Here is a 25,441-nt window from a genome sequence, read left to right as displayed (position 1 = left end):
CTCTGTCATCCCGTGGTCAAACCACGGGATGACACCGAGTGCTTTACCAGTCCTTGCAACAATGCCTTGTGAAGAGCGTAGCGACGTGGCAATCTCTCTTAAATTTCATGAGATTGCGTCGTCAGCATAAATGCCTTCTCGCAATGACGTGGATAGGTAGTACTGGATTCCTGCTGCCGCAGGAATGACATATACGGCTTTTGAGAGCCATGCAAAAATGCCTAAATACAAATATATTGTAAAAGTAGTACTATCAATTTATAATAATCAACAAATTTATTAGTGTGCTTTAATATGTTTATTCAAACTGAAGATACTCCAAATCCGGATGCAATAACATTTTGCCCGGGGCAGGAAATAAGTAGTGATCAGCCGGTATTTTTTAGTGAGCTTGCTGAAGTAAAAGGAAGAAGCAAACTTGCAGAATCATTATTTCATATTAATAATGTAAAATCAGTGTTTTTTGGTAGTGATTTTATAACAGTAACTAAACAAGCTGAAGGTAATTGGCAAGTTATAAAGCCTGAAATTTTAATGGTTATTATGGATCATTTTGTTTCAGGCTTTCCTGTATTTGAAGAAAACACCAAAGCAGATAATGTAAATCATAACCTTGATGGGCTTTCGGAAATAGAGAAGCAAATCGTAGAGATTATTGAAACTAGGGTGCGTCCATCTGTTGCACAAGACGGCGGCGACATAATATATAAAGGCTTTGAAAACGGTGTAGTTAAATTAGCACTTCGTGGTGCATGCCTTGGATGTCCTAGTTCCACCATCACCTTAAAAAACGGAATTGAGTCTATGCTTAAACATTTTGTACCGGAAGTGCAAGAAGTTGAAGCTGTAGAGGAAGATTTTGAGTAATTTAGTATCTAACTGCGAGCGACTACGGACCTTGTTGTATAGGTTAGTCTTCGTCATTGCGAGAAGAAACTGCAAGTTTCGACGAAGCAATCTAGTAAAAAATTCTGTAAATCAGAATTTTTGATTATTTTTTCTGGATTGCCACGCAGTCTACGCGACTGCTCGCGATGACGTTAAATGTCATATAGTATATTAAATTTTTTTGAAAAATAGTATGGTCCTATTCTTCCTTTGCAGAATTGATTGTATCATTTTGATGTCAAATAACATAATGTAGTTCAACATCTTTTGGAGCATATACTACGATAGGTAGTTTGCTATTATATCTTAAAAATGTTTCATCGCCTAAAAATACACTAACCGGTTGTATGGTTGCTTTTACGTTTGGGCCTGCCATCATTGTACTAGCAGGGTGATCGCTAACTTGATCGATTATATAATAATTATATCCCCATCCTTCTAAAGTTTTTGTTTCCAGCTTACTACCAAACCAAACATGATTACAATCGTGCATTGCATTTTTTGTTGCTTGCAATTCTACTTTTAGCTTTTCTTTATTGGACTCTGTAGGTAAATGAATTACATAACGCTTTTGATTTTCAAGTGGCGTAGGATAGGGTACAATATCTTTTTACTGCTTATCGGTATCGGCTAATAAATCAGTATTTAAAAAACATGATATAAGAAATAGTATAATTTTATTTGGCATATGATTATTTTTTTAATTAGAATCCATTATCTCGCCTAGAGGAGTTATATAAGAAGAATTTATTTTACCATCGGCTATATCAATCAGCACTAAAGCCTTCACTATAGTCAACATCACCATTTTCGTTTATTTTTGTACTTAAAAATAATATAGAATTTTCAAATTTATTTTCTTTTAATATAGGCTGATTATTTAAACTAAAAACTTTCATGGGAAGCCTTTCATTATTAGGTAATCTAAAATATATTTCTGATCCATTAGTGGATTCAAAAAAATTACATTTATTATAAGCACCTAATAATAATAAATTATTTAATATATCTATGGTAACTTGTTCTTCAAGGTTTATAGTCTTAGGAAATAATATGTAATTATTGTGATTATTTTGTATATTTGAAATAAGAATACTTTGAGAGTTATATTGCTGTTTTTCCAAATATATTTTTGTTTGTCACTAGAAAAGTTAGGTAGCGTTTTTATTAAATGAAAATCAAGGGAGGTTTCGCTAAATCTTGTATTCAGCATATTATTTTGATTTAGTTCGGTAAAATCTAATGCGGCATAGTATGTTGCTCCGTCAATGTCTAAACTATATACAGGCTTATCTTCCAATATCTCTTCAAATAAATCTTCCCATAGCTTGTGTAACTCTTGTAAAAAATTTTGAGCATGTTCTTTAGTTTTACAAACATCAATTTGATTTGCAAAGCTTTTTGCTATAAAAAACTTTAAATCTTTTTGATCCGATCAAGATAAATCATGAATGTGACATTTAAATGTTTTATCTACATAATTTATTAGTGATGCAGTATCTGCAGGAAAATTTTTAGTTATTTCTAATAATTCTTTTTTATGCTGTTCTAAAATTATATTCATTTTCTAATCTAATCCCGTTTCTTTCTTAAAAAAGCCGGTATGTCATGAATATCAGACTCTTTATTATCTTGATCTAGAGTACCAACAACAACGTTTTTGCGTTCTAAAGTTTGATTATTTGAAGCACGCAGAGAACCCCATATTTTTCCTAAAAATGATGGTTTGGGTGAGTCATCTTTAGATTTGTTGAAAGTATTGGCATGTAACCCTAGCTCTTTTTCATTTCCGATAAAATTTTGATTTATTGGAGAGTCGGTAATTTCAATATTTTCGGTACTGTAGCTGTTAAAATCAGGAATTTCTTCTATTTGTGTAGGTTGTGCTATAGCTTTATTATAAGTTTCCTCAGGAACTATATTGGTAGTTTCAGCTATTGCGGGTTTATATGTCGGTACTTTATCGGCATCAATACCGGTAGCAACAACTGATACTCTGATAATTCCTTTTAATTCCGGATTAAATGTTGAACCGAAAATAATATTAGCATCAAGGTTATCTACTTCTTCTCTAATTCTATTAGCAGCGTTGTCAACTTCAAATAAGGTCATGTCGGAACCGCTAGTAATATTGATTAATACACCTCTTGCACCGCACATTGAGCTATGATCTAGCAGTGGATTTGAAATTGCAGATTCTGCCGCTTTAATAGCTCTATCTTCGCCACTAGCTTCACCTGTACCCATCATTGCTTTACCCATTTCGCTCATTACTGCTTTAATATCAGCAAAATCAAGATTAATAAGTCCCGGCATAATCATTAAATCCGTTACTCCTCTAACGCCTGCATGTAATACGTCATCTGCCATTTTGAAAGCATCGGCAAACGTCGTTTGTTCATTAGCAATACGGAATAGATTTTGGTTCGGTATTACAATTAAAGTATCAACGAATTGCTGTAATTCAATAAGTCCTTTATCGGCAGTTTTCATACGATGACCGCCTTCAAAATGGAAAGGTTTAGTTACTACCCCAATTGTAAGGATGCCTAGTTCTTTAGCAATGCGTGCAATAACCGGTGCAGAACCGGTACCTGTACCACCGCCCATACCTGCCGTAATAAATACCATATTGCTATTTTCTAGGTAACTATGAATTTCGCTTTCTGATTCTTGAGCAGCAAGTGCTCCAACCTCAGGAGAAGCTCCTGCCCCAAGACCTCTAGTCGTAGAAACACCGAGTTGTATTTTGTTAGTGCATAAAGAATGTTCAAGCGATTGTGCATCAGTATTAGCTACTACAAAATTAGCACCTTGCAGATTAGCACTAATCATATTATTTACTGCATTACTACCTGCACCCCCAACGCCGAAAACTGTAATGGTCGGCTTTAATACTATATTTTCAGGAGCTTTGATATTTAAAACCATGATACTCTTTATATTTTATATAATTAATGTTTAAGTATAATAAAAGATTTAGAAATTTCCATAAACTTTTTATGAAAAATGTGGATTGTTTTCTTTTATAGTAAATTAGTTTGAATTAGGGATGATTTATCGTTAGTGGCCATAGGAAGTCCTTCATGCATGGCAGTTAATAAATAAGTTGTATCATATACAGTAAGATTGTTGGCTCTTGCAGTTTGTATGATTTCATGTATGGAAAAATTTAAATTTGATATATTAAGGGGGAGAGAGTTTAAAAAATCTATAATTTTAATAATCTCTACTGATTTTATTTTAGTACGTTTTTCTGCTATTAATATTACATTAGTTACTTCAAGTCTCCAAAGAGGCGGTACTATCATTCTAAACTTATAACAATAATATAATGTAAAATCTGAATATTTATCACGTTCATCATAAAAGAACCATGAGACAGTTATGGAGCAATCGGCTATAAACGGTTTAGAATTCACCATTTTCTACCTTCATCTCTAAGCGCTTTAATAGTATAAGGAGCTAATGTTTTGCCTTTGCGGAATTCTCTTATTTGCTCTACTATATTATCCATTTTAGGTTTTTGAGTTATAGTTTTTGCAACCGGCGTATTATGCTTACAAATGGTAATTTGTTCTCCGTCTTGTACAAGCTGTATTAGATCGGAAAAATGAGTTTTTGCTTTGAGTAGGTTAATTTGATTAGATAAATTTTGTTTCACATAGATAATATAATAAATAGACTAATTTAATATTATCCTATTTATAAGATTTTGTACAGTGATATTAATAGTTTAAATTAATATCTTTATATAAAATCTAAGATTGACCAACCATTTTTTCAGGTACTACTATTTTATCAAATTCTGCTTCCGATAGAAGATTGAGTTTTTTAGCTGCTTCTTTTAAAGTGATCCCGTGCTTATGTGCTTCTTTAGCAATTTTTGCGGCATTATCATAGCCTATATGCGGATTAAGAGCTGTAACAAGCATTAGAGATTTATCACGTAAATCATTAATGCATGCTATATTGGGTTCTAATCCTTTAACACAGTGAGTAACAAAGCTATTTACGCTATCGGATAACAGCTCTATAGATTGTAGGATATTGTATATTATTACAGGTTTAAATACATTAAGTTCAAGATGTCCGTTTGAGCCGGCAATAGTAACCGTAACATGATTTCCCATCACCTGACTGCACACCATTGTTAAAGCTTCGACTTGTGTAGGGTTTACTTTACCGGGCATAATAGAAGAACCAGGTTCATTTTCAGGTAAATGTAGCTCACCAAGACCGCATCTTGGACCGGAGCCGAGCAGTCTTATATCATTTGCTATTTTCATTAAGCTAACTGCTATAGTATTAAGAGTTCCTGAAAATTCTACTAGTGCGTCGTGAGCAGCTAGACTTTCAAATTTATTAGGAGCCGTCTTAAAGGGTTGTTTAGTAAACTCTGCCACTTTCTCGGCAAATTTTATATCAAAGCCTATTTTTGAGTTAATACCTGTACCGACTGCCGTTCCTCCTTGGGCAAGTAGATAAACTTTTTGTAGTGCATTTTCTATGCGTTCTAAAGCATACTCTATTTGTGTAATATATCCGGAGAATTCCTGTTTAAGAGTTAAAGGAGTTGCATCCTGCAAGTGAGTACGTCCTATTTTTATGATTTTATCCCAATCTTTTGACTTATCCTGCAAAGAGGTAAGTATATTATTCAAAGCTGGTATCAGTTGCTGTTTAGTTGCAAGTACGGTTGCTATATGCATGGCGGTTGGAAAAGAGTCGTTGGATGATTGTCCTTTATTAACATGATCGTTAGGATGTACCGGAGATTTGCTGCCTTTCTTGCCTGTTAATTCTTCGTTGGCAATAGAGGCAATAACCTCGTTCATATTCATGTTTGTTTGCGTTCCTGAACCTGTTTGCCAAACTACTAAAGGAAAATTATCCTCAAATTCGCCTTCTAAGATTCTATCCGTGGCTTTATCTATACTTATAGCGATTTTAGCTTCTAAATCACCAAACTCATGATTAACCTGTGCTGCACATTTTTTTAAAATAGCAAGAGCACGAATTAAAATTTCAGGCATTTTTTGCTTGCCTATTTTAAAATTTTCTAAAGATCTTTGAGTTTGAGCCCCCCAATAAAATTTTTCTTCTATTTGAATTTCTCCAAAAGAATCACTTTCGGTTCTGTAATTTTTCATAAATTGTTAAATGTTATATAATTATCTATTTTTTTCATAAAATGATCACTTACTGCATTCAAGTCTAATTGCTGGGCTAATTTAGCAAAGCTATAATATAATTTGTCTGTTAAAGAAGCTTTTTTTAGATTCTTAGCAATAAATATTAATGTGCTTTCTATCATAAGATTACGATTAAAACTATAAAATTTTTGCCAAGGTTCGTTATATTTAGGTTCGGAAGATGCTATATAATCGGAATATATAGGTTTAGTAATTACTGCTTTACCTTGATATATATCAAATATAGTATCATTAATTAATCTTTCATTCTTGAGGTTATTGATCACTTTATCAAAAAAATTGTTTAATATAGCTGTTGTTATCTCTTTTTCTGTAAGTGCATTTATAAATATGTCTAATTGTTTTTCAAAACTCTCGATAATTTGTTCATTTGGTCCTCTTTTCATGACTTTTCTCTCAAATTAATTGATATAATAAAAGTTTATGACTTTAATTTTAGTAGACTAAATATTTATATCGAAGTAAATAAAAAACAATATTTGATTTATTAAAAATATTATTTATGTAATGAATGAAAAATTATAGAAGCGGCATTTGATACATTAAGACTTTCTACTCTCTGAGAAATAGGGATTTTGGCTAAATAATCACATGTTTCTGCGACTAATCTTCGTATGCCTTTATCTTCTGAGCCAAATACCAATACTATTTTGTCGGAAATTAATTGATCGGTAAAGTAGTTATTTGCAGAACCTGTTAGACCCATAATCCAAAAGCCGTGTTTTTTAAGATAATTCATACATGAGCGTAAGTTAGTAACTTTAATTATAGGTATTAATTCTAAAGTACCGCAAGCCGCTTTAGCAATGCCGCCGCTTTCATTCGGAGAATTATCTTGAGGTAATATTATAGCATTTATATCAAAAGCAGCGGCACTACGAATAATTGCTCCAATATTTTGTGTGTCTGTTATTTGATCAAGAATCGCAATTTTACATTTTGGATTTGTTATATCTATGTCCTCTAAATTGTAAGAAAAAATTGGTCTAATTTTTGCAGCTATTCCTTGATGTGTTTGGTTTTCCAGTAATTTAGATAAAATATCGTTATTAACAATTTCATAAGATCTAGTACCTATTAATTTTTTGTTTGTATCAAAAATTTCCCTAGTGCATAAAATATTGTCAATTTGACGTTTTGGATTATTTAGAGCAGAAAATACAGGATGTTTCCCATACATATAATAACAATGTTTAGAATCAAGTTTTTTATTTTGCATCTTATTAAAAACCGTCAGTAATTTGTTCTTGACAGAAACTACTATTTATTATAGAAAGTTACAACTAAATAAATGTGCAAGCTGCTATTTGTTTATTTGATGATTCGGCAAGAAGTTTTATTAAGTCCTAATACTAATTAATATATTGTATTTTACAGTGAATTAGTCTATTTAATACAGTAAAGTTCTTTAGGAGGGGTGGCCGAGTGGTCAATGGCAGCAGACTGTAAATCTGCCCGCGTAAGCGTTCGAAGGTTCGAATCCTTCTCCCTCCACCACTTAAATGGTTCAGGGAAACATATCATTTTATTTAAAAATAAAACATAATTGTGTATATTTATAAATCTGAATAAAATTGATATAGCACTGTTAACAAAATAACTTTGAAATTATTTTATTAATAGTGCCACAATGCGGGTGTAGCTCAATGGTAGAGTTCCAGCCTTCCAAGCTGGCTGTGTGGGTTCGATTCCCATCACCCGCTCCAGAGATAGTGGTAACAAATAAATTTAGCAAAAAAATGCACTTATAAAAAATTAACTTGTATTAAACCTAAAAAATTGTAGAGAGTAATAATATGGCAAAAGCAAAATTTGAACGAACTAAACCGCACGTTAATATAGGTACGATCGGTCACGTAGATCACGGTAAAACTTCCTTAACGGCAGCAATAACTATAGTACTTGCTAAGACAGGTGGAGCACAAGCTACAGCGTATGATCAAATTGATGCTGCTCCTGAAGAAAAAGAAAGAGGTATAACTATTTCTACTGCACACGTAGAATATGAGACTAAAAATAGACACTATGCACACGTAGATTGTCCGGGACACGCTGACTATGTAAAGAACATGATAACCGGTGCTGCTCAGATGGACGGTGCAATATTAGTAGTTTCTGCTGCTGATGGTCCTATGCCGCAAACTAGAGAGCATATATTACTAGCAAAACAGGTAGGTGTGCCTGCTATGGTAGTATTCTTAAATAAAGTAGATATGGTGGATGATCCTGATCTATTAGAACTAGTAGAGATGGAAGTAAGGGAATTATTATCAAAATATGGTTTTCCGGGTGATGAAATACCTATTATTAAAGGTTCTGCACTTCAAGCTTTAGAAGGAAAGCCTGAAGGTGAAAAAGCTATTAATGAGCTAATGGATGCAGTAGATAGCTATATACCGCAGCCTGTAAGAGCTACGGATAAACCTTTCTTAATGCCGATAGAAGATGTATTCTCTATTTCAGGACGAGGTACTGTTGTAACTGGTAGAGTAGAGTCAGGAATAATTAAGGTAGGTGAGGAAATTGAAATAGTCGGTCTAAAAGATACGCAAAAAACTACCTGTACCGGTGTAGAAATGTTCAGAAAATTACTTGATGAAGGACAAGCCGGAGATAATGTTGGTATATTACTACGCGGTACAAAAAGAGAAGAAGTTGAAAGAGGACAAGTGCTCGCAAAACCTGGTAGCATAAAACCGCATGATAAGTTTGAAGCTGAAGTATATGTGCTTAGTAAAGAAGAAGGTGGACGTCATACCCCATTTACTAATGACTATCGTCCGCAGTTCTATTTTAGAACAACAGACGTTACCGGTACAATAAAATTGCCTGCTGATAAGCAGATGGTTATGCCTGGAGATAATGCTACTTTTACAGTGGAATTAATTAAACCGATTGCGATGCAGGAAGGGTTGAAATTCTCTATACGTGAAGGTGGTAGAACAGTGGGTGCCGGCGTAGTAACTAAAATAAATAATTAATTGATTTTATAAATACCTATTATTAAAAAATAATAGGTATTTATATTTTAAGATGTAATAGACATTTTTCCGAATCGGCTTGCTTATAGAGAAGAATTTGAAGGAGGTACGGAACGCAGAACCGCAGCATATATAACGTACGTGAGGATTCGAGTACCAGGTCGACGTACAAATTACCTCTAGAAGTAAAGTTTGGAAAGATGTCTAAAAAAATATCTTGCTGTTTAAATATTAGGTTTACTGAATGAAAAATAAAATTAAAATTCGTTTAAAATCATTTGATCACCGTAGTCTTGATCAAGCTACAAAAGAGATAGTTAGTGCTGTTAAAAGAACGTTTGCTAACATTAATGGTCCTATTCCTTTACCTAGAAAAATTGGAAGATTTACCGTAAATAGGTCTCCGCATGTACATAAGAAGTCAAGAGAGCAATTTGAAATTAGAAAGCATAAAAGATTATTAGTTATAGGTGATCCGAATCCGGCGGTTGTCGATGCTTTAAGTAAAGTTGATTTAGCAGCAGGTGTTGATGTAGTGATTGAATTAGAGAGTGGGGAATAAATGAGAACCGGTATAATTGCTCAAAAAATTGGGATGACTAGTGTTTTTAATGATAAAGGCGAAAGAATTTCTTTAACATTAGTAAAAGTTGATGATTGTCAAGTAGTAGGACATAAAACTCTAGAAAAACATGGATATAATGCTTTGGTTATAGGTGTAAAAGATAAAAAAATATCTAGAGTAACCAAACCTATGAAACAAGTTTTTGCTAATGCCAAAATATCTCCTAAAACTAAATTAAAAGAATTTAGAATTTCTGAAGAGAATTTTATTGATATAGCAGCAAGTCTAGAAGTAGACCATTTTACGGCAGGGCAATTTGTGGATATAACGGCAACTACTATAGGTAAAGGATTTGCTGGTAGTATGAAAAGACATAATTTTAGAGGTCTTGAAGCTTCTCACGGTGTTTCGATATCCCATCGTTCGCATGGTTCTACAGGACAAAGACAAGATCCAGGAAAGGTTTTCAAAGGCAAAAAAATGGCCGGTCGTATGGGATGTAACCAAGTTACTATTCAAAATTTGAAAATATTTGCCGTTGATAAGGAGCGTAAGCTTATTATGATTCAGGGTAGTATACCCGGTCACAAAAATTCGTATCTTTCAGTAAAAGATGCAATAAAAAAGATTTCAATAACTGTATAATAGATATTTAGACATGTTTGTTGAGGTTAAAGATTATCAAATTAACAAAACGCCATGCAATATTATTTATATAAAAGTTTTATATAAGACTGTATAAGGTTAAATAAAGATGAAAACTAAAATATTAAGTCTTGCTAATGAAGAAGTTGGTGAGATTAGCTTAAATGAAGATATATTTGCTGTTGAATTTATCAGAGATGATATAATAAAGCAGGTTATTGATTGGCAGAGAGCTAAGGCAATGTCTGGTAACCACAAAACTAAAACAATATCAGAAGTATTAGGAACCACAAAAAAACCTTTTAAGCAAAAAGGTACAGGTAATGCAAGACAAGGCTCCCTTAGATCGGTACAGATGCGTGGTGGTGGTGTAGCTCATGGACCTAGAGTACGTAGTCATGCAACAAAATTACCTAAAAAAGTACGAAAACTTGGTTTAATTCATGCTTTATCCGAGAAATACGCTGAAGGAAAATTATTAGTAATAGATTCTTTAAAGCTAGATAAGCCTAAAACTTCTGCTCTTGTAAATATATTAAACAAATTTCAAGGGAAAAGTTTCTTTGTAATAGACGGAAATGAAGTAGATATTAATTTTTCTTTAGCTGCAAAAAATATTTATAATACTGTGATTGTTCCACAAATAGGAGCAAATGTTTATGATATAATACGACATGAATATGTCCTATTATCACAAGAAGCAGTGAGTGTTTTAGAAGAGAGGTTAAGATGAGTTCTTATAAATACTACGATTTAATTAGAAAACCTATTATTACAGAAAAAACTACAACCCTTTCGGAACAAAATAAATACGCTTTTTATGTAGATAAATTTGCTGAAAAACTTACCGTTAAAAAAGCTATAGAAGAAATATTTAAAGTAAAAGTAAAAAAAGTGAATATTTTAAACGTTAAAGGTAAGAAGAAAAGATTTAAAGGAATTATAGGGACTCAAATCAATAGAAAGAAAGCTATTGTTACATTAGAAAAAGACCATAATATCGATTTTGCCGGAGGAATTAAATAAATGGCTTTAAAAAACTTTAATCCAATTACTCCTTCTCTTAGAGAGTTAGTTCAAGTTGATAAAACTAGTTTATGGAAAGGCAGACCTTTAAAATCTTTGACCAAAGGTATATCTAAAACCGGTGGGCGAAATAATCAAGGTAGAATTACTTCTTGGCATAGAGGTGGAGGACACAAAAAATTATATCGTATTATTGATTTTAAAAGAAATAAAATCGATATTTCTGCTATTGTTGAAAGAATAGAGTATGACCCTAATAGAACTGCTTTTATTGCTTTAATAAAATATGAAGATGGGGAATATTCTTATATTCTAGCACCGCAAAAATTATCTGTAGGTGATAGAGTAATATCAAGTCAAGATGCTGATATAAAAATAGGAAATTGTTTACCTTTAAAATTCATTCCTATCGGTACTACTTTACATAATGTTGAAATGAAAGTCGGTAAGGGCGGTCAAATTGCAAGGTCTGCAGGTACTTCAGTAGATTTAGTGGGTAAAGATTCAGGATATGCTCAGATTAAATTAAGATCAGGTGAATTTAGGTTAGTACCTTTAGATTGTAAAGCTACTATAGGTAGTATATCTAACCCGGATCAAAAAAATATTAATTTAGGCAAAGCAGGTAGAAATAGATGGCTAGGTTGGAGACCGCATGTTAGAGGTGTAGCAATGAATCCTGTAGATCACCCTCATGGCGGTGGTGAGGGTAAAACTTCAGGCGGTCGCCATCCTGTTACTCCTTGGGGATTCCCAACAAAGGGTAAGAAGACACGTAAAAATAAACGTACTTCAAAATTTATTGTAAAGAAAAGAAAATAGATTTTAAATTAATTAGGTATTAGTATGGCACGTTCAATATGGAAAGGGCCTTTTGTAGACGGTTATTTAATAAAGAAAGTTCAAAAATTAATGGAATCAGGTAAATCTGAAATGATTAAAACTTGGTCTAGAAGATCAACGATTTTACCTATCTTTGTAGGGTTTACCTTTTCTGTTCATAATGGAAATAAATTTATTCCGGTTTCTGTAAATGAAGAAATGGTTGGAAGAAAATTAGGTGAGTTTGCTCCTACTAGAACATTTCACGGTCATGGAGCAGATAAAAAAGTCAAAAGAAAGTAAAGATTTATATGGTACAAGAAAATAAAAATTTTGCTACGGCACAAGCTAAATCTATTAGAGTAAGTTCAAGGAAGCTCAATTTAGTTGCAGCCTTTATTAGAAATATGAAAGTATCTGAAGCATTGGTACAATTAACTTTTTCTCCTAAAAGAATTGCAAAAGTTGTAAAAGATTGTTTACGATCTGCTGTTGCAAATGCTGAAAATAATTTAGGTTTAGATATAGATAGATTGGTTATTACTAAAGCGACTGTAGGTAAGGCTTTAGTAATGAAAAGAGTTATGCCAAGAGCAAAAGGAAAAGCAACTAGAATAAATAAGTTTTTTAGTAATCTTTATATAACTGTTACAGAAAAAGAGGATAATTAAAATGGGGCAGAAAGTTTGTGCACATGGTTTTAGAGTTGGACCGACTTTAATTAAAGGTTGGGATTCCGTATTATATGCAGAAAAACATTATAAAACTCTTTTTATACAAGATTTAAAAATTAGGGATTTAATAAATAAGGATTTTAATCAAGCTCAAGTTAGCAGAGTTTTAATTGAACGCCCTTCTAATAAAAGTATTATAATTAATATTAATGCCAAAAAACCAAATATCATTATCGGTAGAAACGGTAGTGAAATTGATAAGCTAAAAAAAGCTATCGAGAAAATGACTTCTTTAAAAGAAGTTTATATAAATATTCACGAAGTTAGAAAATTTAATATAGATGCTGCTATAGTAGCTCAAACTATAGCACTACAGCTTGAAAAAAGGTTTTCTTTTAGAAAAGCCATGAAAACAGCAATTCAGGCTTCATTTAAACAAGGTGGACAAGGTATCAGGGTTAGTTGTTCAGGACGACTTGGAGGTGCTGAAATTGCTAGAACCGAATGGTATATAGAAGGAAGAATGCCGTTACATACTTTAAGAGCTGATATTGATTATTCAACAGCTGAGGCTATAACTACTTATGGAGTTATAGGGGTTAAAGTGTGGATTTATAAAGGTGAATATACAGAAAATAAAAGATATAATTAATTTTAAGTATTAAAATGTTAGCTCCGAAAAAACAAAAATTTAGAAAAGCTCATAAGGGTAGAGTTGCTTCAAAAGCAAAAGCAGGTACGACGCTTGCTTTTGGATCATTTGGTCTAAAATCTATAGACGGTTGGCGTGTTACTGCAAGACAAATAGAAGCAGGAAGAAAAGCTGCTACTAGATGTATGAAAAGGCAAGGAAGATTATGGATTCGCATTTTTCCGGATGTTCCCGTTTCTAAAAAGCCTGCCGAAGTAAGAATGGGTAAAGGTAAAGGTTCTCCTGAATTTTTTGCAGTTAGAGTTTCGCCTGGAAGAATTATGTTTGAAATTGAAGGGGTAGAAGAAAATGTTGCACTTAGAGCTTTGGAGCTTGCAAGTGCAAAATTACCTGTTAGAACAAGGATAGTGAGACGTTATGAATGATTTAAAATTATTAAGAAGTAAGTTATCTACTGAAACAATAGAAGAGCTTTATAAAAACCTTAATCTTTTAAAAAAAGAATTGTTTAATTTAAGATTTCAACAAGCTTTAGGTGAGTTAAAAAATACTAGTAGGTTTTCGTTAGTCAAAAAGTCTATAGCACGTATTAAAACTGAATTAACAAAAAGAGCTAATAGTGAGGAATATTAAAATGCCGAAAAGAGTGTTACAAGGCGTGGTTATAAGTTCAAAAGCTGATAAGACGGTTACAGTAAAAGTAGAAAGAAAGTTTAAGCATCCTATTTATAAAAAATTCGTGAAAGTATCTAAAAAATATGCTGCTCATGATTCAGAAAATAAATATCAAGAAGGAGATAAAGTTAGTATAATTGAAAGTCGTCCTATCTCAAAAACCAAAACATGGGTAGTGGTAAATGGGGAATAAAGTTTTTTAATCTTTGACTTTATAAGGTAGATTGTTTATTTTATTTCTCGTGTATAAAAAATTGGAAGTAGTTTATGATTCAAATGCAGAGCACCTTGGAAGTTGCAGATAATTCCGGTGCTAAAAAAGTTATGTGTATTAAAGTTTTAGGTGGCTCTCACCATATGGTGGCAAAGCTGGGTGATGTTATAGTTGTATCTGTTAAAGACGCTATACCCGGCGGTAAGGTTAAAAAGGGTGATGTTTATAAAGGTGTGATTGTTCGTACAAAGACTGGAGTAGTAAGACCTGACGGTAGTACAATAAAATTTGATAAAAACGCATTAGTGCTTTTGAATAAACAAGATGAACCTATCGGTACTAGAGTTTTCGGTCCTGTTACAAGAGAACTTAGAGCGAAAAAATATGTTAGAATAATGTCGCTTGCAGAGGAAGTGTTATAAATGGTTAAATTAAAAGTAAAAAAAGGTGATGAAGTTGTTGTTATTACCGGAAAGCACAAAGGAAAAAAAGGTAAAATATTAAAAGTTTTCCCGGATGACAGTAAAGTAATTGTTTCTGGAGTAAATTTAGTAAAAAAGCATACTAAATCTAATCAAATGAGTGAAGGCGGGATAATAACTAAAGAATTACCTATACATATCTCAAATATTGCACACATCGATCCAAAAACCGGTAACCCTACCAAGGTAGCTTTTAAATTCTTAGAAGACGGTTCTAAGGTTAGAGTAGCAAAGAAATCAGGGGAAATTATCGGTAAGGAAGGTAAATAATGTTAAGATTTAAAGAATTGTATCAGCAAAAAATTATTGAAAACTTACAAAAAAAATTTTCTTATAAAAATAAACACGAAATACCGCAAATTAAAAAAATTGTTATAAATATGGGAGTAGGGGAAGCAACAGCCGATTCCAAAGTAATTAATAATGCAGTAAATGATCTTACTTTGATTTCCGGTCAGAAGCCGGTTGTAACGTTAGCAAGAAAATCTATTGCAACTTTTAAGTTACGCGAAAATATGAAAATAGGTTGCAAGGTTACATTACGTAAAGATAGAATGTATGATTTTTTAGAGAGGTTAGTAATTGTTGCATTACCCCGTGTTAAGGAATTTCGTGGTTTTTCTTATAAAAGTTTTGATGGTAAAGGGAATTTTACTTTTGGATTAAAAGAGCAGATAGTTTTTCCTGAAATTAATTACGATAAAATCGATACAATAAGGGGTATGGATATTACAATCGTTACATCTGCTAAAACAGATCAAGAAAGTAAATTTTTGTTATCAGGGTTTAATTTACCTTTTTATAATTAATTTTTAGGATATATATAATGGCAAAAGTAAGTTCTATAAAAAAGAACGAAAGTAGGAAAAAAAAATCACAAAGTTTACATAATAAACGTTTAGCACTAAAAAGTAAAATTTATGATAAAAATATTTCATTGGAAGAACGTTTTTCTTTGGTAATGTTACTTGCACAATTACCTAGAAATTCATCATCTACTAGAATAAGAAATAGATGTGAGCTTACAGGTAGACCAAGAGGTGTTACAAGAAAGTTTGGTATATCGAGGAACAAGCTTAGAGAATTAATAGGCAGAGGCTTAGTTCCCGGTGTAGTTAAGTCAAGTTGGTAAAAGTCGATAGGTAAATCATATGTCAATGACGGATAATGTAGCAGATATGTTAACTAGAATTAGAAATGCTTATAAAAGCAAATTGATAAATGTTTCTTTTCCTAGTTCTAAAATTAAAACTTCAATTTTAAATGTTTTGCAAAAAGAAGGTTATATAAAAGATTATATAACTACTCAAAAAAATAATATTAGTTATACTGAGGTAGCTTTAAAGTACTCTGTTAATGGCGATGCTTCTATATGCGAAATTCATAGAGTATCAAAGCCTGGAAAAAGAGTATATTCTGCTATTAAAGATTTGAAAGGATATTATAATAATATGGGTATATATATTCTTTCTACTCCTTACGGTGTTATGTCTGATAGAGAAGCTCATATTAAAAATGTCGGCGGCGAAGTAATTTGTAAAGTATTTTAAGGTAAAAAAATGTCACGTGTTGGAAAATTGCCAATTACTATACCTGAAGGTGTAAAAATTGGTTTAAATGATTTAGAAGTAAAAATATCCGGACCTAAAGGCGAATTATCAAAAACTTTTAAAGGTAATATAGCAATTTCCTTGGCAGAAAATAAGCTTTTAGTAAAACCTTTAGCCGCAAATAAAAATGCACGTGCTATGTGGGGTACTGCAAGAAGCATAATATCAAATATGGTTACCGGCGTAAAAGAAGGTTTTAAGCTTAAACTCGAAATTAACGGAGTCGGTTACAGGGCAATGGTAAAAGGTAAATATTTAAATTTAATGCTTGCTAAAAGCCATAATACAAAAATTGAAATACCGTCAGATATTAAAATAGAGATGCCTAAGCAAAATATTATTATTCTTGAGGGAACAGATAAAGAAAAATTAGGACAATTTGCTTCAATTATTATAAAACAGAGACCACCTGAGCCTTATAAAGGAAAAGGAATTAAATTTGAAAATCAATTTATACCGCGTAAAGAAGGTAAGAAAAATTAAATTTAAGAGTTAAATATGCATAGTGCTAAGCTAAAATTTGAAAAAAGAAGAAGTAGAATAAGACATAAAATATCTAAAACATCTAATAGAGTTAGATTATCAATATTTAAGTCAGGTAGACATATATATGCACAAATTATTGATGATTCTAAGTCTATAACGATTGCTTCTGCTTCAACTTTAGATGAGAAAATAAAAAAATTAAAAAAATCTCATTGTAATATTGAAAATGCTATCAAAGTAGGTAAAGAAATAGCAAAAAAAGCTGATTCTGCAGGGATAAAAGACGTAGTATTTGATAGAGGCGGATATAAGTATCACGGTGTTGTAAAAGCTCTAGCTGATGCAGCTAGAGAGAAAATAAAATTTTAGGTTATAAGGTTGTAGTAATGTCTAAAGTTAAAAAAAATGACGAGACTTTAAGTGAAGTTTTAGTTGATGTAAATAGAGTTACAAAAGTAGTAAAAGGCGGTAGAAGCTTTGCTTTTTCTGCTTATGTAGTTGTCGGTGATAAAGCCGGCAGAGTCGGAGCGGGACACGGAAAAGCTAAAGAAGTAAATGAAGCTCGAGGAAAGGCAAAACAAGCCGCTAAAAAGAGAATGATGAAAGTGCCGTTATATCAAAATAGGACTATTCACCATGACGTTATTGGTAAAAGTGGAGCTGCTAAAGTGATTTTAAGAAGAGCTAAAGCAGGTACAGGCGTTATAGCCGGAGGATCTATGAGAGCAATTTTTGACTCTTTAGGCGTTCATGATATTGTGGCTAAATCAATAGGTTCAACGAATGTTTACGCAATGATTTCTGCAACATTTGATGCATTAAATAAACTTGCATCACCAAAATCTATTGCTATGAGAAGAGATAAAAAAGTAAATGAAATATCTGTAAAATCTTCTAACATTCAAGTTAATGAATATATGTTGCGTAAGTAAGGTGAAGTTATGAATAATAAGATCAATAATATAAAAATTACTCAAGTTCAAAGTGCTATAGGTCGTAAGTATGATCAAAGATTGATATTAGTTGGGCTTGGTTTAAACAAAATTAATAAGAGCGTTATTCTTGCAAATACTAATTCAATCAGAGGGATGGTTGAAAAAGTAAAGCATTTGTTAAAAATAGAAAATATGTAATTAGAGTTTTTAAATGAAATTAAATGAATTATATAATAATATAGGTGCTAAAAAAAATAAGAAAAGAATAGCACGCGGTATTGGTAGTGGTAAAGGAAAAACCGGTGGTAGAGGAATTAAAGGTCAAAAATCTAGATCCGGCGTTGCAATAAAAGGTTTTGAAGGTGGTCAAACACCTATGATCAAAAGACTACCTAAAAGAGGGTTTAATTGTATTTCAACTAAAAAATACAATATAATAAATATTTCTTATATTGAAGAAGCATTAGCCGATGGGCGTTTAAGTGCTGATGATACTATTACGAAAGAAAAATTGGTAGAAGCCGGAGTAGTTAATAATAAAAATAATAAGAAATTAGTGAAATTATTATCTATTTGTAGTGATGATTTCGCTTCTCCTCTATCATTAAAATTAGATGCTTATTCTTCTGAAGCTAAGGATTTAATCGAGAAAGCAGGTGGAAAATTATTATAGTATATGGGGCAGAATTTTTCTAAAAAATCCGGTAATGATTTAGTTAGTCGCATTGTTTTTACTATTCTCATTCTTATAGTATGTAGATTTGGGTCTTTTATACCTATACCTGGTATAGATTCAATTGCTTTAAGTAGTGTGGCTGCAAAGAATCAATCCGGAATACTCGGAATGTTTAATATGCTATCCGGAGGATCGCTAGGTAGAATGTCCATTTTTGCTTTAGCAATTATGCCGTATATTACCGCCTCAATTATTATCCAATTAATGTCAGTTGCATATAAACCTTTGGAAAATTTAAAAAAAGAAGGGGAAGTCGGCAAAAGAAAAGTAAATCAGCTATCGAGATATTTAACGGTTCTGCTTGCTTCTTTTCAGGCTTATGGAGTTGCTATAAGTTTAGAGTCGATTGTAACAAATACCGGTCCTGTAGTAATTTTAGCGGGTTTTTTCTTTAGAGTTACAACCGTAATTACTTTAGTTGTAGGCACGATGCTATTAATGTGGTTAGGAGAACAAATTACACAACGCGGAATAGGTAATGGTACGTCTTTAATTATATTTATAGGTATAATTTCGGGAGTACCTAGTGCTATTATTAGTATGTTTGAATTATCAAGAAAAGGAGCATTATCGCCGTTAATAGCGATAGCTGTTTGTATTGGAGTAGTTGTATTAATAGCTATAATTATATTTTTTGAAAAAGCCCAAAGAAAATTATTGGTGCAGTATCCTAAAAGACAAGTAGGAAATAAAATTTATGGAGGCGAAGCAACCCATATGCCTCTCAAGTTAAATACTTCTGGTGTAATACCTCCAATATTTGCTAGTTCAATTTTACTATTTCCTGCTACGCTTGCTAATTTTTCTAATAGTAATTCAGAAACTATGGGCATGCTTACTTATTACTTAGGGCATGGAAAACCTGTATATATTTTATTATATGTAGCATTAATTATGTTTTTTAGTTTTTTTTATACTGCAATAGTATTTAATTCTGAAGAAACTGCTAATAATTTAAGAAAATACGGTGCTTATATTCCAGGTAAAAGACCAGGAAAAAATACATCTGATTATTTTGATTATATACTTACAAGGCTTACGGTTATAGGTGGGATATATTTAAGTGTAATATGTGTAATTCCGGAGCTATTAATGAATAAATATGTAATCTCTCTTTCTTTAGGAGGTACGAGTTTTTTAATTGTAGTGAACGTGGTACTTGATACTATGACTCAGATTCAAACTTACTTATTTAGTAGTAAGTATGAAGGTTTAATGAAGAAAGTAAAATTAAAAAATTAAAAATGAGCTAAAATAGTGATAGTAATTTTTTTAGGTCCTCCAGGAGCGGGCAAGGGAACACAAGGAAAAAAGATAGCTAAAAAAATTGATTTACCACATATAGCAATCGGTGATATATTTAGAACAATTATTAAAACATCAATTAGTGAAGCAGAGTTAATTAATAATTATGTTAAGCAAGGGGAGCTTATCCCTAATGAAATAGTTAATCAAGTAATCAAAAATTTTTTATTATCCTCTGAATATAAAAACGGCTACATATTAGATGGATATCCGCGTAATTTAGAGCAAGCGAAATTTTTTGAATCATTTATTAAAGAAAAAATTAAAATAATATATTTTGATGTTTCAGATGAATTATTAATTAAAAGAATTTTAGGAAGATATAGTTGTAAAAATTGCGGTAAAATATATAATAGTTACTTCTTGCAGCCTAAAACTGATAATGTATGTGATGTTTGCGGTTCAAGTACATTTGATTATAGAAAAGACGATAATGAAGAAGTAATAAAAAAAAGAATTGAAGTATATAAAACAGAAACATATCCGTTAATAGATTACTATAAAAATAGTGGTAATTTTTATATAGTTAATGGAAGTAAAAATGAACAAGAAATAGAAATTGATATACAGAAAATACTAAAAATAAATTGACTTTATCAAAGATTTTTATATTATTTTCTAGTTACTAGTAAAATTTTGGAGATTATTTGTGGCAAGAATTGCAAGTGTTAATATTCCTGATAATAAACGTTTAGTTGTGAGTTTAACTTACATTTACGGTCTTGGGCCTACTATGGCAGCAGAGATCTGTAATAAAGCAAAGATATTGAAAGATAAAAAAGTGAAAGAACTGACAGATCAAGAGTTAATAAGCTTACGTAATATTATTGAAAGTGAGTATAAAGTTGAGGGTGATTTAAGACGAGAAGTTACGCTTAATATTAAGAAAAAAAAAGATATAAGATGTTATCAAGGACTTAGACATATACGTAAATTGCCGGTGAGAGGACAGAACACGCATTCTAATGCTCGAACTAGAAAAGGTAAAGCTATTGCGATAGCCGGAAAGAAAAAAGCTGTAAAATAATAGTTTAAGTATAGAGTATAAATAATGAATCAGACGGTTAAAGTTAAGAAAAAGAAAAAAACTATCACTCTTGGTGTTGTGCATATCCGAGCATCATTTAATAATACTATAGTAACATTTACTGATATCCAAGGTAATACTATTTCTTCTGCATCGGCAGGAGGTAATGGGTTTAAAGGGGCAAGAAAAGCAACACCTTATGCAGCTCAAGTAACAATTGATAGAGCATCGGAAAAAGCAAAAGAATATGGTCTAAAAACTATTTCTATTAGGATTGGAGGACCGGGGGCTCAGCGTGAATCAGCAATGAGAGCTTTATTCGGACAAAATTTTGTGGTTACATCCATTTTAGATGTATCGTCAATTGCTCATAATGGAGTAAGACCGCCAAAAAGAAGAAGAGTATAAGAGAATCATAGGTATTAAATGTTATTGTTAAGTAAAAATTGGAATACTTTAATAAAGCCGAATAAAGTCGCTTATGAAAATTTTCCAGAAACCAATAATAAAGCTAAAATTGTAGTTGAACCTTTAGAAAGAGGTTTTGGTTTAACACTCGGTAATGCTATGAGAAGAGTATTACTTTCTTCTTTACAAGGAGCAGCTATCACTTCTATAAAGATCCCTGCTATAGAACATGAATTTTCTTCTATACCCGGTGTAAAAGAAGATGTATCGGAAGTGATTTTAAATATTAAAGGTATTGAAGTAAAAATGCATGTTGCGGAAAAACGTATCATGAAATTAAAAGCAACAGGACCTTGTGTTGTAACGGCCGGTATGATTGAAACAGGTCATGATGTAGAAATACTGAATCCGGATCATGTAATTTGTGATCTAGTTAAGGACAAGCAGCTTGAAATGGAATTAACTTGCAAGGTTGGTAAAGGATATGTACTTAGCACAAATAGTTATGAGGATAATTTACCTATTGGTGAAATAGCTATAGATGCTTTATTTAATCCGGTAAAGAGTGTTACTTATAAGGTAGAAAATACTAGGGTAGGTCAGGCTACCGATTATGATAAATTAATTATGTTTGTAGAAACTAATGGTGATTTATTACCTGAAATGGCTGTAGGTTTAGCTGCACGTATTTTACAGGAGCAATTACAATTATTTATTTCTTTTGAAGAACAGGAAGAAGATAAGCAAGTTAAAACTGATGCTTTACCATTTTCACCTTATTTACTTAAGAGAGTCGATGAATTGGAATTATCGGTTAGATCGGCAAATTGTTTGAAAAATGATAATATAATATATATAGGGGATCTAGTAAAAAGAACGGAATCCGATATGCTAAGAACTCCAAATTTCGGTAGAAAATCTTTAAATGAGATTAAAGAAATATTGGCAAAATTTAATTTAAGATTTGGTATGGATGTACCGGATTGGCCACCGGAAAATATTCAGGAATTATCTAAACGTTATGAAGATTCTTATAATTAAGGACTAAAAAATGCGACATAAAATTAAAGGCAGAAAGTTAAATGTAACAAGTAGTCACCGGCAAGCAATGCTCGCTAATATGGCTGTAGCACTTGTAATCCATGAACAAATTAAAACTACTTTACCGAAAGCTAAGGAATTAAGACCTTACATTGAAACTCTAATTACTAAAGCTAAAAAAGCTGATTTAACGGTAAGAAGAAGCGTTTTATCAAAAATAAAAGATAAAAAAGCAGTAGAAAAGCTTATAAATATTTTAGGTACCAGATATAAAGATAGACCTGGCGGTTATACTAGAATAATAAAAGCCGGATTCCGTTATGGTGATTTAGCACCGATAGCATATATTGAATTTGTAGATAGAGATATTGATGCTAAAGGAAATATACAGCAAGATGCTAATGAAGAAATTAAAAATTAAAAATAAGAGACTCAGTGATGGCTAATCATTCTTCAGCAAAAAAAGCTACTAGACAAACAGTAAAAAGAACTCTAATCAATAAAAAACGATCTAGTGCAATAAAAACTTTTATAAAGAAAGTTGTACATGAAATCAGTCTTGGTAATAAAGAAAATGCTAACATAGCTTTATCTGTTGCTCAGTCTAAGATAATGCAAGGTGTGAAAAAAAATATAATTAAATTAAATACCGCCTCAAGAAAAATCAGCAGATTATCAAGGCAAATAAAAAGTTTGAACGAAAGTAAATAACACTTTTTAGTAATTTAAAAGCAAAAACTAATAAAATTTTGCTAAATTAGTTATATACTTCTTATTAATTATAAGTGATGTTATTTTACTAATTAATAAAAAATATGGGCGATTAGCTCAGTTGGTAGAGTATCTCGTTTACACCGAGAGTGTCGGCGGTTCGAGTCCGTCATCGCCCACCAATCAAAAGTTTTTAGTATTTCAACGAAAATATCAAACAATGAATGAAGCTTAAACTCAAGCTTTTCAGTTTTAAATGTTACAATAGTTAAACCTATCAAGAAAAACAGTATCTTTGTGAAATGGCATTTCTAACTAAGTATATATTAGTTAATAATTTAATGCCATTGCTAGAAAATTACAAAGTAATTGACGAAATAATCCAGTACAAAAATACTAAATTTTAGCATTTTTTAGTACTTTTTCTAAATTCCCAGGTTCTTTATAGTTATAGTTTTTTATTGTGTAAATCAGGAAACACGTTCAGTGTCATACAATAGAACTCTTCGGAAACTCTACTTTTAGAGGTAATTTGTACGTCGATCCTTACCACTCATCCTCACATACTAGTATGTACGGCTACGGTTCAAAGTGAAGTGTCTCTTTTAAATTCCTCTCTAAATCCTTATTTCTGAAGAAGTCTAATAAAATTTACGTAATTCGTTTACAAGAAGAAAACTAGAAGAGATTGTCCATTTAGAGATTGATATAGCTAGGGTTAAATAAAAATGGTATGCTATTAATTTGTCATCCCGTGGCTTGACCACGGGATCCAAAACTTTTTAAGGTTTTCTGGATACCGGGAACAAGTCCCGGTATGACAGTTTATACCTTTTTTATCTCGCTTTAGCCATAGTTACGTATTAATATTACATTACTTGGCTATTGTTTTTGGAACCTGCGGTCAAGCGAACTAGGATGACATGGGCGGAATCGATCCGCGTAATAATGCTATATCGTGGTCAACAAGTCATGGTATGACACTGAATAAATTTCCTGATCCATACGAGTTTTTAGAATCTTTCATATACAGCATAATTCATAAAGCTTGATACAAGCGAATTTTGTACTATCGCCTTTGCTCACATATTAATATACATGCCTAGCTCGCCTTTAAATTTATCTTGTCGAAACCTTTCTGAATTCTACTGTAATTCTTTTCCGCATTATTTATTACTTTTGCCATTATTTTTACTAGATTTTCAAAAAAAAAATAGCAAAGTATAAATTGCACGAGGAAGTGGAAGTTAAAGCAGCTAATAAAGTAAAATGATAGTTGTTTAAATACAATAGCTGCTGATATCCCCGCCACGTTTACTATATTACTTATTCCATTTGTTATAACCGATGCTATAAATAATGATTTGGTACCTTTATTACTTTTGTCTTTCGTTTGTTGCTGCTCATTATGTATATATAAATCATCTTTTAAAATATCTTTTAACTTTGTATCAATTTTTAGAAGAGCTTGTTATTTACTCAAATCATCACGATGTTTTTCTAATAATTTATTTTCTTGTGTAAGAAGACGTATCTTGCGTGTATGTACTACACCTATTATTGCTTTACCTACTATAGATGTTGCCATGGCAGCAGCTGATACCAACATAAATGGAGCTGTTGCAGGTGCTATAGTTGCCAGCATAATACTATTTGCTATTAATCCGAGTACGCTAGCTGTGGTTTTATTAAAAAGAATCTTTCCTGTTACGTTGCTTATTTTCTTTATATTACCCCATGTTTTGAGTTCTTAATACTATTTATAATACTGGATGTTCTTGAGTTATTTTGTGCTTTATACTCACTTTTATAAATAGTATTGGGGTGTTGTTCATGGTTTGTTAAGGCGTTTGTGCCTCTACTCATTAATTGTTATATCCGTTCTTGCTCTATTATGTATAAATCATCTTTACTTTTTACTATTTCTTGAGAAATTATACGCTCCAAGTTACGCCTTTGTATAACTTCTATATCAATCCATACTTCTAAATATTGGAGGCTGCTTTTTAGGTACTGTGTCTATATTATTGGATGATGCCTTTACAATATCTAAATCTTTTTCTAGTTATTGTGCATATTTATTTTCTTCTTCTATAGGTCTTGCAATTCTATTCGCTCTATTTGTATGCCTTTAATCTGTTTTAGGGTGCATTATAGATAAATAATTATTAAAATTTGTTAATAATTATCTATAATTAAATTACTTAAAATGCAAATTTAAGGTAAATCTTTATCATGAATTAGTGTTAATAGAGCAAAGAGAGATAAATAATAACATACACTAACTAAAAGTGATTGTATTATTAAAAAATTCATATATTAATTAAAATACAAAGTTATTT

Annotated in this window: 40 protein-coding genes, 3 tRNA genes and 1 pseudogene; 34 read left to right on the top strand and 10 right to left on the bottom strand. The window is 31.7% G+C overall.

Going from position 1 to position 25,441, the window contains the following annotated elements; genetic code table 11:
• Window positions 1-294 precede the first annotated feature (294 nt).
• Window positions 295-867 carry a NifU family protein gene (locus tag RGRA_RS0106520; RefSeq protein ID WP_017442499.1) on the top strand — a complete coding sequence of 191 codons (573 nt, stop codon included), beginning with the start codon at window positions 295-297 and terminating at the stop codon, window positions 865-867.
• Window positions 868-1,126: 259 nt separating this feature from the next.
• On the opposite strand, the gene RGRA_RS09330 is transcribed toward RGRA_RS0106520, so the two are convergent.
• From RGRA_RS09330 to rlmB, 9 genes are all read right to left on the bottom strand, one after another.
• Complete coding sequence (locus tag RGRA_RS09330; protein WP_095531975.1) at window positions 1,127-1,492, bottom strand: ecotin family protein; 366 nt, start codon at window positions 1,490-1,492, stop codon at window positions 1,127-1,129.
• 163 nt (window positions 1,493-1,655) lie between these two features.
• A complete protein-coding gene (locus RGRA_RS0106510) occupies window positions 1,656-2,012 on the bottom strand; it encodes a hypothetical protein (protein ID WP_017442497.1) in 357 nt (118 codons plus the stop codon).
• Between the two features lie 311 nt (window positions 2,013-2,323).
• Window positions 2,324-2,452 (bottom strand): hypothetical protein, encoded by a 129-nt coding sequence (locus RGRA_RS14170; RefSeq protein ID WP_017442496.1) that lies wholly within the window; start codon window positions 2,450-2,452, stop codon window positions 2,324-2,326.
• Between the two features lie 8 nt (window positions 2,453-2,460).
• A complete protein-coding gene (ftsZ, locus tag RGRA_RS0106500; RefSeq protein WP_017442495.1) occupies window positions 2,461-3,819 on the bottom strand; it encodes a cell division protein FtsZ in 1,359 nt (452 codons plus the stop codon).
• Window positions 3,820-3,914: 95 nt separating this feature from the next.
• A complete protein-coding gene (locus RGRA_RS0106495; RefSeq protein ID WP_017442494.1) occupies window positions 3,915-4,313 on the bottom strand; it encodes a type II toxin-antitoxin system VapC family toxin in 399 nt (132 codons plus the stop codon).
• Window positions 4,307-4,552: a type II toxin-antitoxin system Phd/YefM family antitoxin gene (locus RGRA_RS0106490; RefSeq protein WP_017442493.1), complete on the bottom strand. Its 246-nt coding sequence runs from the start codon at window positions 4,550-4,552 to the stop codon at window positions 4,307-4,309. Before RGRA_RS0106490 ends, RGRA_RS0106495 begins: the two co-directional genes overlap by 7 nt.
• A gap of 97 nt (window positions 4,553-4,649) precedes the next feature.
• Entirely contained in the window at window positions 4,650-6,041 is a 1,392-nt protein-coding gene (gene fumC, locus RGRA_RS0106485; protein ID WP_017442492.1) for a class II fumarate hydratase, read from the bottom strand.
• Complete coding sequence (locus RGRA_RS0106480) at window positions 6,038-6,490, bottom strand: hypothetical protein (RefSeq protein ID WP_017442491.1); 453 nt, start codon at window positions 6,488-6,490, stop codon at window positions 6,038-6,040. Before RGRA_RS0106480 ends, fumC begins: the two co-directional genes overlap by 4 nt.
• Window positions 6,491-6,600: 110 nt before the next feature.
• Window positions 6,601-7,323, bottom strand: a complete 723-nt coding sequence (rlmB, locus tag RGRA_RS0106475) for a 23S rRNA (guanosine(2251)-2'-O)-methyltransferase RlmB (RefSeq protein WP_017442490.1) — start codon at window positions 7,321-7,323, stop codon at window positions 6,601-6,603.
• A gap of 192 nt (window positions 7,324-7,515) precedes the next feature.
• On the opposite strand from rlmB, the gene RGRA_RS0106470 reads away from it, so the two are divergent.
• The 33 genes and pseudogenes from RGRA_RS0106470 to RGRA_RS0106315 all read left to right on the top strand — a co-directional run bounded on the left by RGRA_RS0106470 (window position 7,516) and on the right by RGRA_RS0106315 (window position 23,281).
• Window positions 7,516-7,601: transfer RNA gene (locus RGRA_RS0106470), tRNA-Tyr, on the top strand.
• A 135-nt stretch (window positions 7,602-7,736) separates the two neighbouring features.
• A tRNA-Gly gene (locus tag RGRA_RS0106465) sits at window positions 7,737-7,810 on the top strand.
• A gap of 90 nt (window positions 7,811-7,900) precedes the next feature.
• The gene (gene tuf / locus RGRA_RS0106460) at window positions 7,901-9,085 is read left to right on the top strand and encodes an elongation factor Tu (protein ID WP_017442489.1); all 1,185 of its coding nucleotides are present in this window, start codon (window positions 7,901-7,903) and stop codon (window positions 9,083-9,085) included.
• A gap of 57 nt (window positions 9,086-9,142) precedes the next feature.
• A pseudogene (locus RGRA_RS14445) lies at window positions 9,143-9,333 on the top strand (palindromic element RPE1 domain-containing protein).
• Window positions 9,330-9,647 carry a 30S ribosomal protein S10 gene (rpsJ, locus tag RGRA_RS0106455; RefSeq protein WP_012153050.1) on the top strand — a complete coding sequence of 106 codons (318 nt, stop codon included), beginning with the start codon at window positions 9,330-9,332 and terminating at the stop codon, window positions 9,645-9,647. Before RGRA_RS14445 ends, rpsJ begins: the two are co-directional and overlap by 4 nt.
• On the top strand, window positions 9,648-10,295 hold the full coding sequence (gene rplC / locus RGRA_RS0106450) for a 50S ribosomal protein L3 (protein WP_017442488.1): 648 nt from the start codon (window positions 9,648-9,650) through the stop codon (window positions 10,293-10,295).
• 109 nt (window positions 10,296-10,404) lie between these two features.
• Window positions 10,405-11,028 (top strand): 50S ribosomal protein L4, encoded by a 624-nt coding sequence (gene rplD / locus RGRA_RS0106445; protein WP_017442487.1) that lies wholly within the window; start codon window positions 10,405-10,407, stop codon window positions 11,026-11,028.
• Window positions 11,025-11,321 (top strand): 50S ribosomal protein L23, encoded by a 297-nt coding sequence (gene rplW, locus RGRA_RS0106440; RefSeq protein ID WP_011270632.1) that lies wholly within the window; start codon window positions 11,025-11,027, stop codon window positions 11,319-11,321. The genes rplD and rplW overlap by 4 nt, the downstream gene beginning before the upstream one ends.
• The gene (gene rplB, locus RGRA_RS0106435) at window positions 11,322-12,143 is read left to right on the top strand and encodes a 50S ribosomal protein L2 (protein ID WP_017442486.1); all 822 of its coding nucleotides are present in this window, start codon (window positions 11,322-11,324) and stop codon (window positions 12,141-12,143) included.
• Between the two features lie 24 nt (window positions 12,144-12,167).
• Window positions 12,168-12,446, top strand: a complete 279-nt coding sequence (gene rpsS / locus RGRA_RS0106430) for a 30S ribosomal protein S19 (protein ID WP_008580964.1) — start codon at window positions 12,168-12,170, stop codon at window positions 12,444-12,446.
• An 8-nt stretch (window positions 12,447-12,454) separates the two neighbouring features.
• Window positions 12,455-12,814, top strand: coding sequence for a 50S ribosomal protein L22 (rplV, locus tag RGRA_RS0106425; protein WP_017442485.1), 360 nt, complete (start codon window positions 12,455-12,457; stop codon window positions 12,812-12,814).
• Between the two features lies 1 nt (window position 12,815).
• Entirely contained in the window at window positions 12,816-13,469 is a 654-nt protein-coding gene (rpsC, locus tag RGRA_RS0106420) for a 30S ribosomal protein S3 (RefSeq protein WP_017442484.1), read from the top strand.
• A 14-nt stretch (window positions 13,470-13,483) separates the two neighbouring features.
• A complete protein-coding gene (gene rplP / locus RGRA_RS0106415) occupies window positions 13,484-13,894 on the top strand; it encodes a 50S ribosomal protein L16 (RefSeq protein ID WP_011270636.1) in 411 nt (136 codons plus the stop codon).
• Window positions 13,887-14,102, top strand: coding sequence for a 50S ribosomal protein L29 (gene rpmC / locus RGRA_RS0106410; protein WP_017442483.1), 216 nt, complete (start codon window positions 13,887-13,889; stop codon window positions 14,100-14,102). Before rplP ends, rpmC begins: the two co-directional genes overlap by 8 nt.
• A 1-nt stretch (window position 14,103) precedes the next feature.
• Window positions 14,104-14,337 (top strand): 30S ribosomal protein S17, encoded by a 234-nt coding sequence (gene rpsQ, locus RGRA_RS0106405; RefSeq protein ID WP_004997812.1) that lies wholly within the window; start codon window positions 14,104-14,106, stop codon window positions 14,335-14,337.
• Between the two features lie 74 nt (window positions 14,338-14,411).
• On the top strand, window positions 14,412-14,780 hold the full coding sequence (gene rplN / locus RGRA_RS0106400) for a 50S ribosomal protein L14 (protein WP_017442482.1): 369 nt from the start codon (window positions 14,412-14,414) through the stop codon (window positions 14,778-14,780).
• Window positions 14,781-15,110, top strand: a complete 330-nt coding sequence (gene rplX, locus RGRA_RS0106395) for a 50S ribosomal protein L24 (RefSeq protein WP_017442481.1) — start codon at window positions 14,781-14,783, stop codon at window positions 15,108-15,110.
• Window positions 15,110-15,649 carry a 50S ribosomal protein L5 gene (gene rplE / locus RGRA_RS0106390; protein ID WP_010977582.1) on the top strand — a complete coding sequence of 180 codons (540 nt, stop codon included), beginning with the start codon at window positions 15,110-15,112 and terminating at the stop codon, window positions 15,647-15,649. Before rplX ends, rplE begins: the two co-directional genes overlap by 1 nt.
• Before the next feature lie 17 nt (window positions 15,650-15,666).
• A complete protein-coding gene (rpsN, locus tag RGRA_RS0106385; RefSeq protein WP_017442480.1) occupies window positions 15,667-15,972 on the top strand; it encodes a 30S ribosomal protein S14 in 306 nt (101 codons plus the stop codon).
• Between the two features lie 19 nt (window positions 15,973-15,991).
• Window positions 15,992-16,390, top strand: coding sequence for a 30S ribosomal protein S8 (gene rpsH / locus RGRA_RS0106380; RefSeq protein WP_017442479.1), 399 nt, complete (start codon window positions 15,992-15,994; stop codon window positions 16,388-16,390).
• Window positions 16,391-16,399: 9 nt separating this feature from the next.
• Window positions 16,400-16,933 carry a 50S ribosomal protein L6 gene (rplF, locus tag RGRA_RS0106375; RefSeq protein ID WP_014273686.1) on the top strand — a complete coding sequence of 178 codons (534 nt, stop codon included), beginning with the start codon at window positions 16,400-16,402 and terminating at the stop codon, window positions 16,931-16,933.
• A gap of 15 nt (window positions 16,934-16,948) precedes the next feature.
• Window positions 16,949-17,305, top strand: a complete 357-nt coding sequence (gene rplR, locus RGRA_RS0106370; protein ID WP_017442478.1) for a 50S ribosomal protein L18 — start codon at window positions 16,949-16,951, stop codon at window positions 17,303-17,305.
• Window positions 17,306-17,322: 17 nt separating this feature from the next.
• Complete coding sequence (rpsE, locus tag RGRA_RS0106365) at window positions 17,323-17,868, top strand: 30S ribosomal protein S5 (RefSeq protein ID WP_017442477.1); 546 nt, start codon at window positions 17,323-17,325, stop codon at window positions 17,866-17,868.
• 9 nt (window positions 17,869-17,877) lie between these two features.
• Complete coding sequence (gene rpmD / locus RGRA_RS0106360) at window positions 17,878-18,069, top strand: 50S ribosomal protein L30 (protein WP_017442476.1); 192 nt, start codon at window positions 17,878-17,880, stop codon at window positions 18,067-18,069.
• A gap of 13 nt (window positions 18,070-18,082) precedes the next feature.
• Entirely contained in the window at window positions 18,083-18,544 is a 462-nt protein-coding gene (gene rplO, locus RGRA_RS0106355; RefSeq protein WP_017442475.1) for a 50S ribosomal protein L15, read from the top strand.
• 3 nt (window positions 18,545-18,547) lie between these two features.
• Window positions 18,548-19,849 carry a preprotein translocase subunit SecY gene (gene secY, locus RGRA_RS0106350; protein WP_017442474.1) on the top strand — a complete coding sequence of 434 codons (1,302 nt, stop codon included), beginning with the start codon at window positions 18,548-18,550 and terminating at the stop codon, window positions 19,847-19,849.
• 15 nt (window positions 19,850-19,864) lie between these two features.
• The gene (locus tag RGRA_RS0106345) at window positions 19,865-20,503 is read left to right on the top strand and encodes an adenylate kinase (protein ID WP_024547375.1); all 639 of its coding nucleotides are present in this window, start codon (window positions 19,865-19,867) and stop codon (window positions 20,501-20,503) included.
• 58 nt (window positions 20,504-20,561) lie between these two features.
• The gene (gene rpsM, locus RGRA_RS0106340) at window positions 20,562-20,939 is read left to right on the top strand and encodes a 30S ribosomal protein S13 (protein WP_024547374.1); all 378 of its coding nucleotides are present in this window, start codon (window positions 20,562-20,564) and stop codon (window positions 20,937-20,939) included.
• Between the two features lie 24 nt (window positions 20,940-20,963).
• Entirely contained in the window at window positions 20,964-21,347 is a 384-nt protein-coding gene (gene rpsK / locus RGRA_RS0106335; RefSeq protein WP_008580920.1) for a 30S ribosomal protein S11, read from the top strand.
• Between the two features lie 18 nt (window positions 21,348-21,365).
• Complete coding sequence (locus RGRA_RS0106330; protein WP_017442472.1) at window positions 21,366-22,388, top strand: DNA-directed RNA polymerase subunit alpha; 1,023 nt, start codon at window positions 21,366-21,368, stop codon at window positions 22,386-22,388.
• A gap of 10 nt (window positions 22,389-22,398) precedes the next feature.
• A complete protein-coding gene (gene rplQ, locus RGRA_RS0106325; RefSeq protein WP_017442471.1) occupies window positions 22,399-22,809 on the top strand; it encodes a 50S ribosomal protein L17 in 411 nt (136 codons plus the stop codon).
• A 17-nt stretch (window positions 22,810-22,826) separates the two neighbouring features.
• Complete coding sequence (gene rpsT / locus RGRA_RS0106320) at window positions 22,827-23,099, top strand: 30S ribosomal protein S20 (RefSeq protein WP_024547372.1); 273 nt, start codon at window positions 22,827-22,829, stop codon at window positions 23,097-23,099.
• Between the two features lie 106 nt (window positions 23,100-23,205).
• A tRNA-Val gene (locus RGRA_RS0106315) sits at window positions 23,206-23,281 on the top strand.
• Window positions 23,282-24,570: 1,289 nt separating this feature from the next.
• On the opposite strand, the gene RGRA_RS11960 is transcribed toward RGRA_RS0106315, so the two are convergent.
• Complete coding sequence (locus RGRA_RS11960; protein WP_017442469.1) at window positions 24,571-24,744, bottom strand: hypothetical protein; 174 nt, start codon at window positions 24,742-24,744, stop codon at window positions 24,571-24,573.
• Window positions 24,745-25,441: the final 697 nt, after the last annotated feature.

Origin of the sequence: Rickettsia gravesii BWI-1 (assembly GCF_000485845.1) — a bacterium.
In the GTDB taxonomy this organism is placed as follows: Bacteria; Pseudomonadota; Alphaproteobacteria; order Rickettsiales; family Rickettsiaceae; genus Rickettsia; species Rickettsia rickettsii.
This window is presented reverse-complemented; position numbering and strand designations above follow the sequence as displayed.

What these genes read in the sequence shown, in the direction of transcription:
- RGRA_RS0106520 (WP_017442499.1), top strand. Translation starts at nt 295, where the DNA reads ATGTTTATTCAAACTGAAGATACTCCAAATCCGGATGCAATAACATTT.
- RGRA_RS14170 (WP_017442496.1), bottom strand. Translation starts at nt 2,452, where the DNA reads ATGAATATAATTTTAGAACAGCATAAAAAAGAATTATTAGAAATAACT.
- ftsZ (WP_017442495.1), bottom strand. Translation starts at nt 3,819, where the DNA reads ATGGTTTTAAATATCAAAGCTCCTGAAAATATAGTATTAAAGCCGACC.
- RGRA_RS0106495 (WP_017442494.1), bottom strand. Translation starts at nt 4,313, where the DNA reads ATGGTGAATTCTAAACCGTTTATAGCCGATTGCTCCATAACTGTCTCA.
- fumC (WP_017442492.1), bottom strand. Translation starts at nt 6,041, where the DNA reads ATGAAAAATTACAGAACCGAAAGTGATTCTTTTGGAGAAATTCAAATA.
- RGRA_RS0106480 (WP_017442491.1), bottom strand. Translation starts at nt 6,490, where the DNA reads ATGAAAAGAGGACCAAATGAACAAATTATCGAGAGTTTTGAAAAACAA.
- rlmB (WP_017442490.1), bottom strand. Translation starts at nt 7,323, where the DNA reads ATGCAAAATAAAAAACTTGATTCTAAACATTGTTATTATATGTATGGG.
- tuf (WP_017442489.1), top strand. Translation starts at nt 7,901, where the DNA reads ATGGCAAAAGCAAAATTTGAACGAACTAAACCGCACGTTAATATAGGT.
- rpsJ (WP_012153050.1), top strand. Translation starts at nt 9,330, where the DNA reads ATGAAAAATAAAATTAAAATTCGTTTAAAATCATTTGATCACCGTAGT.
- rplC (WP_017442488.1), top strand. Translation starts at nt 9,648, where the DNA reads ATGAGAACCGGTATAATTGCTCAAAAAATTGGGATGACTAGTGTTTTT.
- rplD (WP_017442487.1), top strand. Translation starts at nt 10,405, where the DNA reads ATGAAAACTAAAATATTAAGTCTTGCTAATGAAGAAGTTGGTGAGATT.
- rplW (WP_011270632.1), top strand. Translation starts at nt 11,025, where the DNA reads ATGAGTTCTTATAAATACTACGATTTAATTAGAAAACCTATTATTACA.
- rplB (WP_017442486.1), top strand. Translation starts at nt 11,322, where the DNA reads ATGGCTTTAAAAAACTTTAATCCAATTACTCCTTCTCTTAGAGAGTTA.
- rpsS (WP_008580964.1), top strand. Translation starts at nt 12,168, where the DNA reads ATGGCACGTTCAATATGGAAAGGGCCTTTTGTAGACGGTTATTTAATA.
- rplV (WP_017442485.1), top strand. Translation starts at nt 12,455, where the DNA reads ATGGTACAAGAAAATAAAAATTTTGCTACGGCACAAGCTAAATCTATT.
- rpsC (WP_017442484.1), top strand. Translation starts at nt 12,816, where the DNA reads ATGGGGCAGAAAGTTTGTGCACATGGTTTTAGAGTTGGACCGACTTTA.
- rplP (WP_011270636.1), top strand. Translation starts at nt 13,484, where the DNA reads ATGTTAGCTCCGAAAAAACAAAAATTTAGAAAAGCTCATAAGGGTAGA.
- rpmC (WP_017442483.1), top strand. Translation starts at nt 13,887, where the DNA reads ATGAATGATTTAAAATTATTAAGAAGTAAGTTATCTACTGAAACAATA.
- rpsQ (WP_004997812.1), top strand. Translation starts at nt 14,104, where the DNA reads ATGCCGAAAAGAGTGTTACAAGGCGTGGTTATAAGTTCAAAAGCTGAT.
- rplN (WP_017442482.1), top strand. Translation starts at nt 14,412, where the DNA reads ATGATTCAAATGCAGAGCACCTTGGAAGTTGCAGATAATTCCGGTGCT.
- rplX (WP_017442481.1), top strand. Translation starts at nt 14,781, where the DNA reads ATGGTTAAATTAAAAGTAAAAAAAGGTGATGAAGTTGTTGTTATTACC.
- rplE (WP_010977582.1), top strand. Translation starts at nt 15,110, where the DNA reads ATGTTAAGATTTAAAGAATTGTATCAGCAAAAAATTATTGAAAACTTA.
- rpsN (WP_017442480.1), top strand. Translation starts at nt 15,667, where the DNA reads ATGGCAAAAGTAAGTTCTATAAAAAAGAACGAAAGTAGGAAAAAAAAA.
- rpsH (WP_017442479.1), top strand. Translation starts at nt 15,992, where the DNA reads ATGTCAATGACGGATAATGTAGCAGATATGTTAACTAGAATTAGAAAT.
- rplF (WP_014273686.1), top strand. Translation starts at nt 16,400, where the DNA reads ATGTCACGTGTTGGAAAATTGCCAATTACTATACCTGAAGGTGTAAAA.
- rplR (WP_017442478.1), top strand. Translation starts at nt 16,949, where the DNA reads ATGCATAGTGCTAAGCTAAAATTTGAAAAAAGAAGAAGTAGAATAAGA.
- rpsE (WP_017442477.1), top strand. Translation starts at nt 17,323, where the DNA reads ATGTCTAAAGTTAAAAAAAATGACGAGACTTTAAGTGAAGTTTTAGTT.
- rpmD (WP_017442476.1), top strand. Translation starts at nt 17,878, where the DNA reads ATGAATAATAAGATCAATAATATAAAAATTACTCAAGTTCAAAGTGCT.
- rplO (WP_017442475.1), top strand. Translation starts at nt 18,083, where the DNA reads ATGAAATTAAATGAATTATATAATAATATAGGTGCTAAAAAAAATAAG.
- secY (WP_017442474.1), top strand. Translation starts at nt 18,548, where the DNA reads ATGGGGCAGAATTTTTCTAAAAAATCCGGTAATGATTTAGTTAGTCGC.
- rpsK (WP_008580920.1), top strand. Translation starts at nt 20,964, where the DNA reads ATGAATCAGACGGTTAAAGTTAAGAAAAAGAAAAAAACTATCACTCTT.
- RGRA_RS0106330 (WP_017442472.1), top strand. Translation starts at nt 21,366, where the DNA reads ATGTTATTGTTAAGTAAAAATTGGAATACTTTAATAAAGCCGAATAAA.
- rplQ (WP_017442471.1), top strand. Translation starts at nt 22,399, where the DNA reads ATGCGACATAAAATTAAAGGCAGAAAGTTAAATGTAACAAGTAGTCAC.
- rpsT (WP_024547372.1), top strand. Translation starts at nt 22,827, where the DNA reads ATGGCTAATCATTCTTCAGCAAAAAAAGCTACTAGACAAACAGTAAAA.
- RGRA_RS11960 (WP_017442469.1), bottom strand. Translation starts at nt 24,744, where the DNA reads ATGCTGGCAACTATAGCACCTGCAACAGCTCCATTTATGTTGGTATCA.